Below are 14,700 nucleotides of genomic sequence, written 5' to 3' on the forward strand. Positions count from 1 at the left end.
CTTGACCTGCGCATACTAAGCATCCTTAGGCCAAGCGGGTTACCGTCGAACTACGAACGGCGCGCACGTGGACACCGTGCGCGGGGCGACGGGAGCTCGCGATGGCACGGAAGGCGGTGCACAGCCAGCCGGAGGGCGGCGTTCCGGGGTGGGTGAGCCCGATGCTGGCCAGTCCGGACGGTGGCCGGTTGCGGGAGGGGCCGGAGTACTGCAGGAGCGAGCCGATCCGGTTGAAGCTGCCGCGGCCGGGTATCGCGCCGAGTGTGCCGCCGACGACGGTGTCGAACTCGGTCGCGATCGTTTCGAGGGTTTCGTAGACGGCGGCGAGCGCGATTGGGTTGGCGTTGAAGGTGGTCGGACCGGCCGGGCCGGCGAGCCCGCATCCCTGCCACGCATCAGGTCGACGCGAAGGTGGTCCCCGCCGAGTCGCGATGGACGAAGTGATGGTGACCTAAAGCCGGAGCCGTGCTGCGGGATGGCTATCACCGGTGTCGGCAACCTCGTCGGGTATGAACCTCCGCCGCTTCCTCGCAAAGAGCTGCTTCCTGAAGGGCGCGACCTCGGAACTTCAGCCGAGGTCTTCGACGATCCGGATCGCCTCCGCGAGGCCGTGATGGTTGATGTCGCCGCACTCGTAAGCCTCGCGGTGCCGGCGGGTGAGCTTGGCCAGCAGTTCGGCTTGGTTGAGCTGGATGGCGGGCTTGATGATCTGGCCCCGGTCCGCACGTCGGACGAGGTCCCAGGCCCGCATCAGGTCCTCGAGGTGCTGTTCGACGTCGGTGGGCGCCACGATGCGGCAGAGGAATACCTGAAGCAGCACTCGCAGTTCCGGTCTTTGCTGAGGCAGGACTCCGTGGCGCAGCCAGTCGGACAGGGTGCTGCGCGGGGTGGGGTGGCTGGGGTCGAACTCCTTGGTAGCTTGATGGGTCTCTCGTAGTGACAGCCCGGCTTTCTGGCGCAGTTGGCTCAAGACGGCGGTGAAGTCAGCCCGGCTCGTGATCTTGTCGAACTGCGGTGTGCTGAGCGGTTCGGTTGCGGCCCCGGCGGGCTGACCTGTGCCATCGAGGGCGGTCTTGACCGCCTCGTAGAGGTTGAGGACCTGGTCGAGCTGCTGCTGCGTGCCGTGGCAGCCGCGGACGATGCCCACGTAGATCCGCTTCTCGAGCAGCACCGGCGAGTCGGGGTCCCACGCAGTCGAGAGGACATCGTGGGGCACATCCGGCAGTTCGCGCTGGATTCGCCACAGGTCGCTGTGGACCGAGAAGCCCCGGATCTGGTGATGCAGCCGACGGATCGCCGCGACGGGATCGGGCGTGTGTGTCACGAGCGGACGGCGGGGGCTACCTCGGTCGAGGGGCGGGAAGCGAGGTCGGCTCTGGTTACGCGCAGCGCACCGGTGAGGACGCCGAGGCTGAGCCCCACGGCGGCCACGGGGTCCAGGCCGTACTCGAGCAGGACGACGGTGAAGCTCATCGTCGTGATCACGGCTGTGAGCTGAGGTAGAGCGGCGGTGCCGCAAGTGCGCCGCGGGTGACCCGCGAATGAGGACAGCACAGAACTCGGCGACATCGGTTATGAATCCTTTTCACCTGGCGTTGACGGCGCTCGGGCACTGGGGGTGTGGTGCAACACCCGGGGTTCCAGTGCGCCGATTGCTCAATGTGGCTTTCGATCGAACACGAGACTGTCCGGATTTCACAAGTCAGGAGGGCTGTTTCGGCGTCCGGGTCCTGTCCGGACAATGACGGCCTGCCCGAGCCGAGTGAAGAGTATTTCTCGACTTGGTGGACGGAATTTCTCGCCTTCTTCACTCGACGTGATCATGGCTGGTGGCAAAACTGCTGGCCATGGCCGGTTTCAGGGGTGAATAAGGTGTCGCGGGCCGTGTAGAGCCGTTTGTCTGGCCTCTGTTCGGAACTGTCGTCGTGGAGTATGGTTGTCCTGCAAAACGACCACTGGGACAGCGCGCTGTCCGGCCCCGGGTTTACTCGCCGGACGCCGCGTGATGTTGTCCTGGTTTCTCGGTCCGGCCCTCTGGCGTGGGTGAGGATCCGAGTAAGTCGGGTACCTGGGCGATCTCTGGTGCAAGAGATCGCCTGGGGCTCGACATCCCTCTCGCTGGTCATTTTCCCGCTGATGTCGGGCCTTCCAGGCCTGGGCACGCGTCGACCGCCTCGTCCCGCCACTCCGGCGGGCGGAGGCCGCGCTTCGTCGCTCCGGCCGCCAGCCCTCACGCAGAGTGTCGACGCAGGCCCGGTAGGTTGACCCCGGTCAGTGTGGTCGGCGCCACCTCTCGGCACGGACGCCGCGGTGCGGTGTGCGACGAATCATGGCGAGGTGCTAAAGATCGAATACACGAATAGGGGATAGACCTGGGAAGCGAAGTAAAAATCGATAACCTGGGACGGTCGTTCTGAACATCTCAGGACGATAACGGATTTGGTACGGAGAGTAGGGAGTTGTTCCTCCTTATCGCGGTCGGGGCGCGCGGCAACTACTGAGGGGCAGTTGGCAGGGGGAGTACCCAGCGATCGTTGTGTGTGCGCGGAAAGGGCGCATCGAGGGAGGGAATGTGGCAACCGGAAAGGTTGCGTGCTTGTCCGCGCGCCGATCGCGCGTGGGAACGGCGCGGCGCAGAGGCAGGTCCGTACTGAGCGGTCTCGCGTCGACCGATCACTTCACCAGAACGACGCTGAGTCTCGAGGATCGTCGGCTGATCTTGTTCCTCATCGTGGTCCTGGTCGACGACGACGGGTGCCTCACCGGCCTGTACGAACGGATCGTCGAGACCTTCGGCCACCGGCACGGACACTGGGCGTTCGCGAAGACGGTCGCCGATCTGCAGAGCTCGGCGAGTAAATGGCTCGGCCGCGCCGCGATGCGGCGACCACGCTGGGAACGCATCGTCGACCTCGTCGCCATCGGCGTCCCGGCCGCACTGCGGGATGAGGTCTTGGCCATTGCCGCCGGTCTCTACTGTGACGCCGCCCGCCGAGACCACCCCGGCGGGGAGTATCGGGGAGAAATCCGCCGACCCAGCTGGAACACGCTTCCCACGGTATCCGCGACGACCATCCGCAAGAGCATGGGACGAGACGATGAGCGCGTCGAGGGCGCCCACCGAACGGAGCCCGCGCCGGACGAGCCCCCGCCACGGTTTCACGGGGACCTTCGCGACGAGGTTTTCCGGCTGACCGAAGAACTCGAGGAAACGTCCAAGCGCCTGGCGGGTGTCGAGGTGGTACTCGATAACCAGATCCGGGACTGGCGGCGGCTACAAGCGGAGAACGACTTCCTCCGTGCCCTGAAGACTGCAGATGACGAACGTCTTCGCCAGCAGTTCATCGAGTCCACGAACCTGCGGCAGCAGCACTACGAAGTCAGCGTCGAAAAACACGCCGTCATCGACTTCTGCATGGCCATGCTGAAGAGCCTGCATCCGAACGCCTCCGAAGGCACACTGCGAAAGCTGATCGACGACCACATCGAGGCGGCGTTCCCGCGCGCCCACAGCCGCGGCACCGCCGTCGAGTTCCTGCACCCGAACCCAGCAGAATCGGCAAAGGACCGGACTCGGCCACTTCAGGTCGAAGCCGAGCGCCGCCGGAACAACGCCGACGCCCGTAATCTCGCCGAGCGACTCAACGCCTTCTACAGCTGACCCCGGCCCTGAAGGGAAGATCCTGCTCACCGTGCAGAGGAATCGCCAGAAGCCGACGACCAAGGACGTGCTCGACGCCAGTGGCCTGGCCCGTGTGGCGCGCCGGGACGAAGTCGGAAGAGCCGAATCGTTTGGACCAGATCATGCATTCCGCTGTCGAGCGATCAGGCCGAGCTCGTGGTCTCAAGAAGGGGGCGTCGAGCTTGCGGTCCAGTTGTTCCTCCAACTCGACCGCCTGACTCCAGTGCCAGGCGGCACGCGGGGCATTGATCAGTTTCTCGTCGTCGGCGAAGGTGGCTTCGTCGTCGCCCGCGTGCGCTGGCTGGGCGAGGTTGCCGCGATCCAGGCCACCTTGGCCGCAGCGGCGCAGAAACTGGAAGCCATGCATGCCGCCGGCAGCGCGACCGTCCACCTCAGACGCCGCAGGCAGCCGCGTCAAGCGCGTCAGGCCGACTTCCAGGAGCTCACCGCCGTGCCACATGATTTCGACCGGGGCCCGTGCCGACAACTCGGGCGGGATCGAGGCCACGATCGCCGTCGCTGTCTCGGGCGCCGTCCGCTGGTTGAGATGCCGCTGCGGCAGGTAGTTTGTAGAGTTAGGTCTGTCTCATTCGTGTGTGGCATTGATCGCCCTGGCCAGCTTCTCGAAATTGCTCAGCGTGGTCGGTGAGAGCTTCTCGACCTTGGACGGGCTGCGGAGCAGTACCTCCGCAGGACGCCAGTGGTCGAACTTGTCGTCCAGCGTCTCCAGCCGAAGAACAAGCCGGTCCGGATGCTCGGGTAGGTCTCCAACTTTGTGGGAAGTGCTGAACGCCTCGTTGTACAGCCCGAGGTAGTCACCAGCGGTGAACAGGTCCTCGATGTCGCTGTGCTTTTGATCGAGGACCGTCCCGACGAAAACGACCCGCTTGCTGGCGATCTTGTTCGCCTTGATGGCAGCCTCGACCTTCCCGCCGCCCTCCGTGCCGGAATCGAGCAGCACAGTCACGGACACCTTCTTCCCGAGCAGGGAGACGAAGGCGGGCACGTTCGAAGCTCCCCCGGCTGGGAGGATCCGCCAGCGCTCGTCGAGTCCCTCGCGCCCTTGGTCCTGGAGGTGGCGACCGATCACGTCGAGGTACGCCAAGTCCGACGGCCCCTCGACGAGTAAATTCCGCTCCCCGATGAAGAGGTTCTGCGACAGGTCGTAGCCGAGCGCGGCCTGGAGAGGGAACGCACTGTCCTCACCGACCTCGAGAGCATCCGACGAGGTCACGGAGCCGATGTCGCCGCCGCGGTCCTCCACGACGCGCACGCGCTCGATCTGCTCGACCATGAACGGCGAATGTGTCGTGTAGATGACCTGACCGACCGGGGCGAGGCGCTTGTTGATGAAACGCAGGAAGTCGCGCTGCGCCTTCGCGTGGAGCGTCAGCGCTGGCTCGTCGAGCAAGATCACCACGTCGTCGCGGTCCTCGAACTCACTGAAGGCAGCGAGGAACGAGAAGAACCACTGGTAGCCCGACGATCGAAGTGAGAAGTTGTTGGTGAAGTCGTGCTTACGGTCCTCGACTCGGAAGTTGAGATAGCGCACAACGATCATCTGGCCGTTCGGAGCTGGAACGGTCTCCGGTTCGATCTCCACCCTGATCCGCAGCTCGGGGTTCGTGCTCCAGTACTCGGCCATCTCGCGAGAGAGGTCGCTGGACACGGCCTCAAGCTCCGCGGTCCGCGACTCGAACTCCGCGTCGGTCACAGAGTCGATGTCTGTGTCGGCCAGCCGGAGCAGCGCGCGAGCCGTCTGCTTCGGCGAGGCACCGGGCTGCTCGTTCTCCTGGGTCCGCAGAGCGCTGACGTCCACGCGGCCCTCGAGATTCTGGTACGACGCGAAGCGGAAGAACTTCGGCATCCTCGACCGCACGACCTTCCTGGCGATCGCACCCAGGTCCTCCTCGTCCCCGATCAGCGACTTGATCGCGCCCAGCGCCTCGGCGTCGACAGCGGCGTACTCGTCCGGGCCCTCCCCAACCGCATCCGCCGCGTCGACGACGGCTGACGGAGGAGGGGGGCTGGCCGCAAGGGCCTCCTTGAGCGATGCGATGGTGGCATGCGCCTCAAGGAGCGCGTCGGCGTCTGGATGACCCGAGAGAACGTTCTTCAGGAATCGGGACTCGTCGACCGGTACGCGGATCCAGACTTTGCCGTTGTAGCGCCGTCCGATGGTTACGGTGTCCTGCGTGACGACGCCGTCGCCCAGTGCGTCGTGGAGTGCCTGGACGTCCGCTTTGTCCAAACGGAACGTCGCCTGGATCGGCGTGACGGCCGAGAGGTCTTCCTTTCTGCCGTCGCGCTTCCATCTCCAGCGCGGGTAGTCGTCCCGTTCGACGAACGCGTCGTCGTACACCGGGTTCAACCGGTAGAGAGCGTCCAGCATTGTCGACTTGCCTGACTCGTTCATACCGACCAACGTGGTCACGTCCGACTCCACTGACACGTCCGTCGAATCCAACACGTTCTTGTACCGGCGGACCCGGAACGACGTCAGCTTCATTACTCACCTTCCCGCAAATTATCGCTACTCGTTAGCGTACTTCGAGCCTCCGACAATTCGTCGGGGGAATAGGAACGCACTGACCGTCGAATAAGTGAATGTCCCACGTGGACGACCAGGAAGCGCAAACGCGGGACTGCGCTTGGCACAGACAGCTTGAACGGCCGAGTTGGCCAGCCTCGCCATAGCAACGACCACGTGGTGCATTCCTTGTGATCGCTGCGTGACGAGCTTGCCTGCGGCTGCCGAAACCTTCGTCCACTTGCGACACCTTTGGCGTGTCTCTGGGCTGGCCCGTCAGCTCAGTCCGGCTTCAGCGCTAGGCGGCGGGCAGTGTACTGCTCCAATTCTCGTCATCGGCGAACGTGGCTTCGTCATCTCCTGCAGGCACCCAGACCAGACCTCCTCGGCAAGCCCCTCGTGGCGATAGCGAGAATAAGGGCGGGGTAGGACAGCCTCTCCGAGGCATCGGTGACGCCGAGCATCACCGTCCGGGACGCCCAGTACGGCTGGACGACTCGATCAGACTGCACCCGTCACCCTCCTCTCGTCGTCGTTCCGTGTATGTCGTATCGCGATCCCTGCATGTAACAGGACGAGGTGCGGACTGCTAGCGAAAGCCGACGTTCCTTGCTGAAGGCGCGCAAACAAGTGCGGCAGGTTCGGAAAGGAGAGCGAAACCCTCGACCGCCGAGCTAGCAGCCCAGCGGTCGGGACGGTCTCGTGTGCGGTGCTAGCTTGTGACTTCGGTCCAGGTTGACCTATCGCGCAGGGTGGACGCCGTGACAAGGGCGGGGCGGAGTGTGCCGTCGAAGGGCTGGTAGTAGGTGGTGTCGTCGGGCAGGACGTACCAGCGGCCACCGCCGAGGGAGGGCTTGTCGGCGGCTTCATACACGGTCGCGCCGGTCAGGTCGGGTTCGTCCACCGTGCCTCCCAATTCACTCTTACGGCCTAGCGTGTTACCAAGTCGAGTCAACCATGTCAGTCGCCGCGCATGGTTCACTGGTCGGGGTGGTGTCGGGTTCACTACCTGGTGTTATGTCAGCCACTCGGCTTGACGGGAGCGTGTTCGGCGGTCAGGATCGTCGACAGTGTTCGTGCGTATGTTCGAGTGTTTGTCGCTGGCTTCCCCCCCACGGCAGAGCGTGTGTGGTTGTGACTGTCAGCCGTTCTTGTCGTGTGTCAGCTGTAGTTGTCGTCGCGGGTGGTCAGTACGGGATCCCGCTGTGACTGAGCGCTTCATTTGGCCGGTTGAGGGCGATTGTTGGCCGGTCTGGCACTCGGCGGCGTGTTCGGCCGGCTGTCGGTGCCGGGTGGGAGACTGCCAGACATGATCGGATCGGAACCGAAGTCGGATCTTCATCGTTACCTGCAGGCTGCCCGCGAAGCCTTGCTATGGAAGCTAGACGGGCTGTCGGAGTACGACGTTCGCCGTCCGCTGACGCCGACTGGGACCAATCTGTTGGGGCTGGTCAAACACGTGGCCAGCATGGAGCTGGAGTACTTCGGCGACGTCTTCGCACGGCCGTCTGACCAACCGCTGCCCTGGCTCGCCGACGACGCCGAACCGAATGCGGACATGTGGGCGACTGCCGGGGAGTCGCGTAAGGACATCGTCGGGCTGTACAGCCGAGCGTGGGCGCACGCGGACGCGACGATCGACGCGCTGGCGCTGGACGCGATCGGTCAAGTGCCGTGGTGGCCGGCGGACCGGCGCAGGGTAACGCTGCACCGCATCATGGTGCACATGATCGCCGAGACTCATCGGCACGCCGGACACGCCGACATCGTCCGGGAACTCATCGACGGGGCCGCCGGGCTGGGGAAGGACAACGACAACATGGGGCCGGGCGATCAGGCATGGAGGGAGCGCTATCGGAACCGGCTGGAGCACGTGGCACAGGAAGCCGGACAGGGCTAACCGCAGCGCCATTGTGGCCAAGTACCGCGATCAACTGGCCAACTGAAGCGCTGAGCCGCATCACGGTGGTTGTCACAGACTGACCACGTTAGTCATCATCCGGGGGGGCGGTTGAGACTGAGCGCCACCCAACCAGCACATCTGACCCACTTGCCGCTGAGTGTCGTGCGAATGCAATGACGACGTTCGAGGATGCGGACCTCGGCTCATCGGCATGTGCGGTCCACGTGTGTCCGAAAATCCGTTTGCGCCTCACGACAGCGGTCGTAGTGCGGCCTGTTGTAGTACACCGTCGCTAGCCGGTTGATGAAGGAGCTGATCGGCTCGCAGGTCACCGGCGCAAGGGTGACCGGCAGCCGCCGCAACGGGATGACCAGCGAGCCGCTCATGCCACCCCGCCGCTCGCCTGGCATTTGCGGCGGTTGGCGCTGTATCGGTCTTCGACCAATCGAGTGGGCAGAGCGGCTGAACGAGTGACTCGTGCGTCAAATGACGCAGACCGCGACTCCGTTGATCGGTACAACTGCGTGTTATCGGGCGCCCGCGAGCGAACGATTTCCGACGGTGATCGGACCGGGTGCGTTTCGGCGCGAGGAGTCATGATGCAGCGGCAGCCATCGCACGATGTGAGCGTCAAGATCGGTGGGAACGCTCACGGTCCGGTAGTAGCCGGCAATGGCAACGTGACCCACATGAACACCTCGATGCCCGGCCCGGAGGTTGCGTCCGAACGGGGTGGGCGTGCCGATCTGCTGGCGGCGTACCGGGTTGTGGTGACCACGGACGTGCAGAGGTCGAGTTCGCGCAACAATCAGGGGCAACGGCGTATGCGCCCGGCATTGGAGGAGTGTGTCCAGGCGGGGGCGATGGCACTGGGTGTGTCACAGGAGGTCTTCGAGTCGGCCGACCGTGGTGACGGTCTTCAGGTGGTGATGCCTGAGGCGGTCACGTTGGTCGACGTCCTCGACACCTTCATCGAGGCGGTCGCGAAGGCGCTGCGGGAGCACAACGAGGCGGCTAGTGACGCGTTCCGGATCGACCTGCGGACCGCAGTGCACGTCGGGTATGTCGATCGGGTGGGCGGTGAGTGGTCGGGGACCCCGTTGGTGCACGCGGCACGTCTGGTGGACGCGCCCGAGGTGAAGCGCGTCCTCGGTGAGGCCGGCGACGCGTGCCTGGCGCTGGTGGTGTCGGACGCGGTGAAACACGTGGTGGACGAGGGCTATTGCAGGGTCGGCCCCGCCGGCTACCGGCATGTAGCGGTGGTCGTCAAGGAGACGTCGTGCGACGCCTGGTGGCGGTTGTTGTGACCGGGCCTGTCGGTACTGGGGTTTCTCACGTTACGAGGGAGTGGTCGTGAGCCGGACACAGGACGACCTCGGACATCCGGACGAGGAGGGTCAAGGCCCCGCGCGGGGGGTTGAGAGCATCAGCTACAGCGTCGAGGTCGGGGGGAGCACCGACGGGCCGGTGGTCGCCGGGGACTACAACCTCGTGATCGACGCGCGACACGGATCCGCCGTCACGGTGGGAAGAGTCGAGCGGGAGCGGCCCGCGCCTGTGCGCCGGGATCGGATCTCGGTTCTTCCCCGGCGCACGCGCGAGCCGCTCGGGCGTGAAGCGGATACGGCGGCGCTGGCCGAGGCCATCGCCGCGGGTGGTCTGGTGCAGCTGTGCGGGCCAGCCGGGATCGGCAAGAGCACCTTGCTGCGCCACCTGGCGCGTTCGGCCGAGAACGGACCCGACGGTGTGGTGTTCGTCGGTGCCACACACAAGCAGGTCGCCGATCTCGCGCAGGAGGTGTTCGAGGCCTGCTACCGGACCTCGGGTTACGCACCGTCCCGGATCGACCTGCGCGCAATGCTGGCCGGTCTGCGGATCACGGTGTACGTCGACGACGCCGACCTGACGATCGACCAGCTGCGAGAGCTCACCGATTTGGCACCCGACGCGACCTTCGTCGTTGCCTGTCGGGACAGCACGCTGTTGGGAGACGGCGCCGTGCACCACCTGGACGGCCTCGGCCAGGACCCGGCGACGCGACTGTTAACCCGGGCCCTCGGCAGGCCGTTGCACGACGCGGAACGCGCCACCGCGTTGAACCTGTGGCATGTGTCCGGCGGGAACCCGCTGCTCCTGCTGCGCGCGGCCGGGATGTCAGGATCCGACCGGTCGGCACTGCCGGCGCCGGGCGCTGTCGAGGACCTGCTGCCGCGGTTACTCGAACAGCTCGACGACTCCGCGATGAATACGCTGAATCTTCTCGCGGCATTGCAGGACGCCGAACTCGCCGCTGAGCACATCGGTGTCCTGGCGGGCGAACCGGATCCGGCCGCGCTGTGCGAGCGCCTCACCGGCCTTGGGCTGGTGACGCCGGGCGAACACGGCTATCGGTGCGCACCGGGCGTGGCGTCGGCCGTGCGGCACCGCGACCCCGCGGCGGTCCCGGTCGAGGGATTGTGCGGGTACTTCACCCGGTGGACGGCCGATCCGGCCACCACACCGGCCCAGGTCGCCGCCCACAGCAGGGCGATCGAAAGGGTCGCCGGCCTCGCGACGAACGCCGGGATGCCCGAACTCGCTGTGGCGCTCGGCCGCGCCGCAGCACCGAAGTTGGCGCACTCGCTGCGGTTCGACGCCTGGGGACGCACGCTGGGCCGCGGCTGGGCCGGTGCCCGGCGTGCGGGCGACCCAGAGGCCGAGGCGTACTTCACCCACGAGGAAGGCATCCGCTGCCTGGTCACAGGTCGGCGCGTCGCGGCGGCGGCCCTGCTGGGACAGGCGGCCGTGCTGTGGCATGTCCTCGGCGATGACCAGGGCAGAACCACCGCCTCCGACGCTCACCAGTTCCTGCCGCAGGAACTGCAGCCGCCCGGTCGACTCGACGCACCGGCGCAAGCCGTCGCCGACGACGGCGACACCTCCCGGGCCGTGGCCGACCACATGGCCGACCTCGGACACACGATGCCGGAACCCTCGTCACTCACCACCTTCGACAGCGTCGACCCGGTCTACTCCAGCACCGGCTTCGCCGACAGCGCCGATGTCGAGGTGCCTCCCGACCCAGACCCGACCCCAGCGCTCGGCAACTCCACCACCGCGCCGGACGGCGGTGACCTCGGCCTGACCACCGACGTGACAAGTCCGGCGCTAGCCAACAGCGCCACCGGAGCGACCGCCGCCACCGGGGCAACGGCGGCAGCCGCCGCTCAGGGCGGCTCGCTGCTGGCCACGCTTCTCGTCACGCTCGCGATCGCTGGTGTCGTCGCCCTCATCGCCTACGACCAGAACAAGGAAACCGAGACCGCAGGCAGTTGGCCGACCACGACTACCAGTGAGGAAGAGACAGGCGTCGCGGATGACCAGCGAACCGGCGTCGCAGATACCTCAGAGACTGAGGCCACGAACACCCGACAGACCGGGATCGCCGGCACCTGGAGCAAAGGCCAGGACGAGTTCGGCATCGAGGAATCCGAGCCTGGCGTGTACCTCGTCCGCACGACCTGCGGCGACACCATCGAACTGATCGGTGATGACACGGAAGCCACAGGGAGGGCGCCGGCCCGCACTGACGATAGCGGCGGCGGCGCCTGCGGTCCCATCATCGGGTACAACACCGTCACGATCACAGTGGGTTCGGATCAGGACACCGCCTGGTGGACGATGACGATGCCGTCTGACGAAGAGGGGCTGAGGACTTGCCGTTCCTGCGGGACGAGCACCTTGACCCGCGCCGGGTAGTCACTGCCCGCCTCTCACCACGGCCTGACGCTCACCGACCGAGACTGTCTACATATGCCACAGCATCGCCGCTACGGCCTCGACCCCGTCTACTTTTGGCCGCGACTGCTGCTGGTCATTCCCGTGAGCACCCGGGCCATCCTGGCGAATGCCAAAGCGAGCATGGACCTGATGGTGGTGACCTAGGCCCTGGCGGGAGCGTTCAGCGTTATCACCCTCATCCTCGGGCCATCCCTCGGGCTGCCAGCCTTGCTCTGGCTCGTCGTGTCGGCTGCGGCAGCGGTGCTGGCTTGGGGCGCCTACGCGGCGTCGGTGCGGTCCGCAGTCGCCTACGGCGAACTTCTCCGAGCCAGTTTCGACCTCTACCGGCGCGACCTCCTCAAAGCGATGGGCCTCTAACTCCCAGACGACCTGCCCGCCGAAAGGGCGCTGTGGAAGTCGATCGGCCAACTCCTCTACCGCAGGGCGGCCGACAACGAGGCGCTCGTCGTGTTCGACACTGAGACCTAAACGGCCACGGTCACCGCGCCCTTCTTCTGGGCCTCCGCCCACCTACCGAGCACCACGGTGGAAAGCCATCGGTCGCCGTCACTCCGCCAGCCGTGGGGAGGGCCCCGAAGCTAGAGGCTCGGGTCAGCCTGAGCGCCAGACTGGCCAACCATCATGCTCAACTGGCCAACTTAAGCACTCAGTCACAGTTGAGCGTCCTAGTGGTAGTGACTGTGCCAACTATCTCCCTGTCCGACTACCTGTTCGCGCGGTCGACCGGGCACATCGGGTCGCTGATGACGCTGATCAACCGCGGCTGCCAGCGGGCCGTGCGCACCGGCGCTGAACGCCTCGACCAGACCGTGCTCGACAGCGTGAAGAACGACGCTGCGGCGGAGAACGGCCGCCGCGAACTCGAAGCTGCTTTCACTGCGCGACGTCTCACCACGGCGATCACCAGCCCGGCCGCCGGTGCTCGCCGTCGTGCGGCCACGTCGTGACAGTGCCGCGCCGCCTGCCAGTGCGCGTCGAGCCGGTTCCCGGCGAAGGCCTGGACTCGTGGCTGGCAGCGCTCTCGCGGAGACTGGCCACGCCCGCCCGCGACCTGCTGCCCGCGCTCGGACTCGATATCACCACCCTCCGCGGCAGCACCACGGGGCTCACGGTCGTCCTGCGGGACGACGAGGCCACCCAGGTGGCCAAGGCGACCGGCGTGCCCGTCCCGACGTTGCAAAAGATGACGCCCGCGCACTATAACGCCGTGCTTCGGACAGACCTTTCGACCCGGCGGCTGGTGACCTACCACGCGTGGACCCGCCGTCGGGGAACGTGGTTCTGCCCGCTCTGTCTCACCGAAACCGGTGGGCGTTGGCAGTTGCGGTGGCGGCTGGGCTGGTCGTTCGCCTGCGTGAGACACCGGTGTCTGCTCGTCGACCGCTGCCCGGACTGTGGACAGATCCCGCGCCCCGGCGCCGGGCTGCTGCGTCCGCAGGCTGGAGATAGTTGGCTTCATCGACGGCCGATCGCGCGCTCACCGGCGTGGGACCGCAGGCGACGTGCGATGGCCTCTGAAAGAGGGCGGAACGCCAGTTTGTCGGCAGTCGTGCATGGGCGCGCTCGACAGAAACAGTGCTCGGCGCCTCTCCGTGGTTCTGTAACAGATCGTCAGTCTCTCGCGACTTTCGACAAATGCCGGAAGAGTGAGCAAGCGGGGTGCAGATGAACATCACCGAGTTCGCCGACCGGTATGTCGGCTATGACGGTGCGGCTGAAGGAGTGGGGCCGGCCACTCGGGAGTTCGCGCAGGCCTTCGGTGTCGAGCCAGAACGGGCGGAGCTCATGCTCGCCGCCCGGCTATGGGTGCGCGCAGACTCAACCCCATTCGACCGCGGCGTTTCTCAGAGGATTACCCGCCGGCGTTATCGGAGCGGTCTGCGTGATCAGCTAATGCAAGCTGGTGCTTCGAGGCGGCTTTTCGGCGAGGTGAAGACTTTCGTGGTACCACATGCGGGCGGCGGGCGGTTTGACCTTGTAGTGCTTGATCCAGGCTTGCACCCGGCGGCGGAACCCATTCTCGTGCCGATTGACATGTCAGCGCAAGTAGACAGCGGCCGGCGCGATTGGCTCTACGAGTTCGACATTGTGAGCTACCTAGCCCACAACCTCGGTCGGGGGTTCTCGTCATTCGCATTTGGTCAGGTCCAGTCGGCAATAATAGAGGTCGGCACTCGACGGAGATATTCCGCTCTCGTCGTTCCCTCGCCCGGCTTCGTGCCGATGACCGCCCAAGCCTGCTTGGCGATCAGGGCGATCGAGGAGGAGCGGGCCGTGGGCACCGTTGGGGTGGCGGCGGTGACCGACGTCGGCGAGGCGGTTCTGACCACAGCGTGGCATGCGGTTCACGGCCGAGACGACCTGTACGTGTCCGGGCATCGCACCTCAGTGGTCGGCAGTAGCGAGGTCCTCGACTGCGCACTGCTTGCGCATCCCTATCAAGTGCACTTGGACGTGCCGGCCGATGACGTGCTGGAGGTTCCTCCCAGGGTCCAGGTGCCGGCGACCTTCGATGGAGCTCGCTCGGGTCCCACCAGGACGATGGTTCGAGGTTTCGACATGAGGCTCATGTCGCACATCCAGAGCACAGCGCTGTGTGTGCTGACCGACGCCGACACCGCGGGCGGGGATTCGGGAGCTGCGCTGTATGACAGCGATGGCAAGCTCATCGGCTTCTGCAGCGAACGTACTGAAATCGGGGCGCCATTCGAGTGCACCAGCTGGATCTGGGCCAGCCAGGTCTTGCGCATGATGCGGCTCAGCCCGCAGAACGGATGACCTCATGGGATTGTGGCCTGCAACTGT

Annotated in this window: 15 protein-coding genes; 10 read left to right on the plus strand and 5 right to left on the minus strand. The window is 65.8% G+C overall.

Translation table 11 applies throughout. The features are described 5' to 3' along the window. Positions 1-101 precede the first annotated feature (101 nt). Positions 102-317 carry a hypothetical protein gene (locus ACIBTM_RS35255; protein ID WP_395881470.1) on the plus strand — a complete coding sequence of 72 codons (216 nt, stop codon included), beginning with the start codon at positions 102-104 and terminating at the stop codon, positions 315-317. A 251-nt stretch (positions 318-568) separates the two neighbouring features. Here the strand turns inward: ACIBTM_RS35255 and ACIBTM_RS35260 are convergent, their stop codons facing one another. Together ACIBTM_RS35260 and ACIBTM_RS35265 are read right to left on the minus strand one after the other, a co-directional pair. After that, on the minus strand, positions 569-1,324 hold the full coding sequence (locus tag ACIBTM_RS35260) for a hypothetical protein (protein WP_395881471.1): 756 nt from the start codon (positions 1,322-1,324) through the stop codon (positions 569-571). Further along, a complete protein-coding gene (locus tag ACIBTM_RS35265; protein WP_395881472.1) occupies positions 1,321-1,485 on the minus strand; it encodes a hypothetical protein in 165 nt (54 codons plus the stop codon). The genes ACIBTM_RS35260 and ACIBTM_RS35265 overlap by 4 nt, the downstream gene beginning before the upstream one ends. A gap of 1,234 nt (positions 1,486-2,719) precedes the next feature. Between ACIBTM_RS35265 and ACIBTM_RS35270 the strand changes: the two genes are divergently transcribed. Next, entirely contained in the window at positions 2,720-3,661 is a 942-nt protein-coding gene (locus tag ACIBTM_RS35270; RefSeq protein ID WP_395881473.1) for a hypothetical protein, read from the plus strand. Here ACIBTM_RS35270 and ACIBTM_RS35275 read toward each other — a convergent pair. From ACIBTM_RS35275 to ACIBTM_RS35285, 3 genes are all read right to left on the minus strand, one after another. Beyond that, positions 3,642-4,190: a hypothetical protein gene (locus ACIBTM_RS35275; protein ID WP_395881474.1), complete on the minus strand. Its 549-nt coding sequence runs from the start codon at positions 4,188-4,190 to the stop codon at positions 3,642-3,644. The genes ACIBTM_RS35270 and ACIBTM_RS35275 overlap by 20 nt on opposite strands. A gap of 78 nt (positions 4,191-4,268) precedes the next feature. Next, positions 4,269-6,191, minus strand: coding sequence for an AAA family ATPase (locus ACIBTM_RS35280; protein ID WP_395881475.1), 1,923 nt, complete (start codon positions 6,189-6,191; stop codon positions 4,269-4,271). 733 nt (positions 6,192-6,924) lie between these two features. Continuing rightward, entirely contained in the window at positions 6,925-7,116 is a 192-nt protein-coding gene (locus tag ACIBTM_RS35285; protein WP_395881476.1) for a hypothetical protein, read from the minus strand. Positions 7,117-7,521: 405 nt separating this feature from the next. On the opposite strand from ACIBTM_RS35285, the gene ACIBTM_RS35290 reads away from it, so the two are divergent. The 8 genes from ACIBTM_RS35290 to ACIBTM_RS35325 all read left to right on the plus strand — a co-directional run bounded on the left by ACIBTM_RS35290 (position 7,522) and on the right by ACIBTM_RS35325 (position 14,673). Further along, positions 7,522-8,112, plus strand: coding sequence for a DinB family protein (locus ACIBTM_RS35290; RefSeq protein ID WP_395881477.1), 591 nt, complete (start codon positions 7,522-7,524; stop codon positions 8,110-8,112). Between the two features lie 692 nt (positions 8,113-8,804). Continuing rightward, positions 8,805-9,422, plus strand: a complete 618-nt coding sequence (locus ACIBTM_RS35295; protein ID WP_395881478.1) for a hypothetical protein — start codon at positions 8,805-8,807, stop codon at positions 9,420-9,422. Between the two features lie 46 nt (positions 9,423-9,468). Beyond that, entirely contained in the window at positions 9,469-11,853 is a 2,385-nt protein-coding gene (locus ACIBTM_RS35300; RefSeq protein WP_395881479.1) for an AAA family ATPase, read from the plus strand. Positions 11,854-11,907: 54 nt separating this feature from the next. Continuing rightward, positions 11,908-12,039 (plus strand): hypothetical protein, encoded by a 132-nt coding sequence (locus tag ACIBTM_RS35305; RefSeq protein WP_395881480.1) that lies wholly within the window; start codon positions 11,908-11,910, stop codon positions 12,037-12,039. Positions 12,040-12,117: 78 nt separating this feature from the next. Beyond that, positions 12,118-12,252: a hypothetical protein gene (locus ACIBTM_RS35310; RefSeq protein ID WP_395881481.1), complete on the plus strand. Its 135-nt coding sequence runs from the start codon at positions 12,118-12,120 to the stop codon at positions 12,250-12,252. Positions 12,253-12,569: 317 nt separating this feature from the next. Then, positions 12,570-12,842 carry a hypothetical protein gene (locus ACIBTM_RS35315; protein WP_395881482.1) on the plus strand — a complete coding sequence of 91 codons (273 nt, stop codon included), beginning with the start codon at positions 12,570-12,572 and terminating at the stop codon, positions 12,840-12,842. 20 nt (positions 12,843-12,862) lie between these two features. Next, positions 12,863-13,564, plus strand: a complete 702-nt coding sequence (locus ACIBTM_RS35320; protein WP_395881606.1) for a TniQ family protein — start codon at positions 12,863-12,865, stop codon at positions 13,562-13,564. Then, the gene (locus ACIBTM_RS35325) at positions 13,561-14,673 is read left to right on the plus strand and encodes a hypothetical protein (protein WP_395881483.1); all 1,113 of its coding nucleotides are present in this window, start codon (positions 13,561-13,563) and stop codon (positions 14,671-14,673) included. The genes ACIBTM_RS35320 and ACIBTM_RS35325 overlap by 4 nt, the downstream gene beginning before the upstream one ends. Positions 14,674-14,700 lie beyond the last annotated feature (27 nt).

Source organism: Amycolatopsis sp. NPDC049868 (assembly GCF_044461365.1).
Taxonomy (GTDB): domain Bacteria; phylum Actinomycetota; class Actinomycetes; order Mycobacteriales; family Pseudonocardiaceae; genus Amycolatopsis.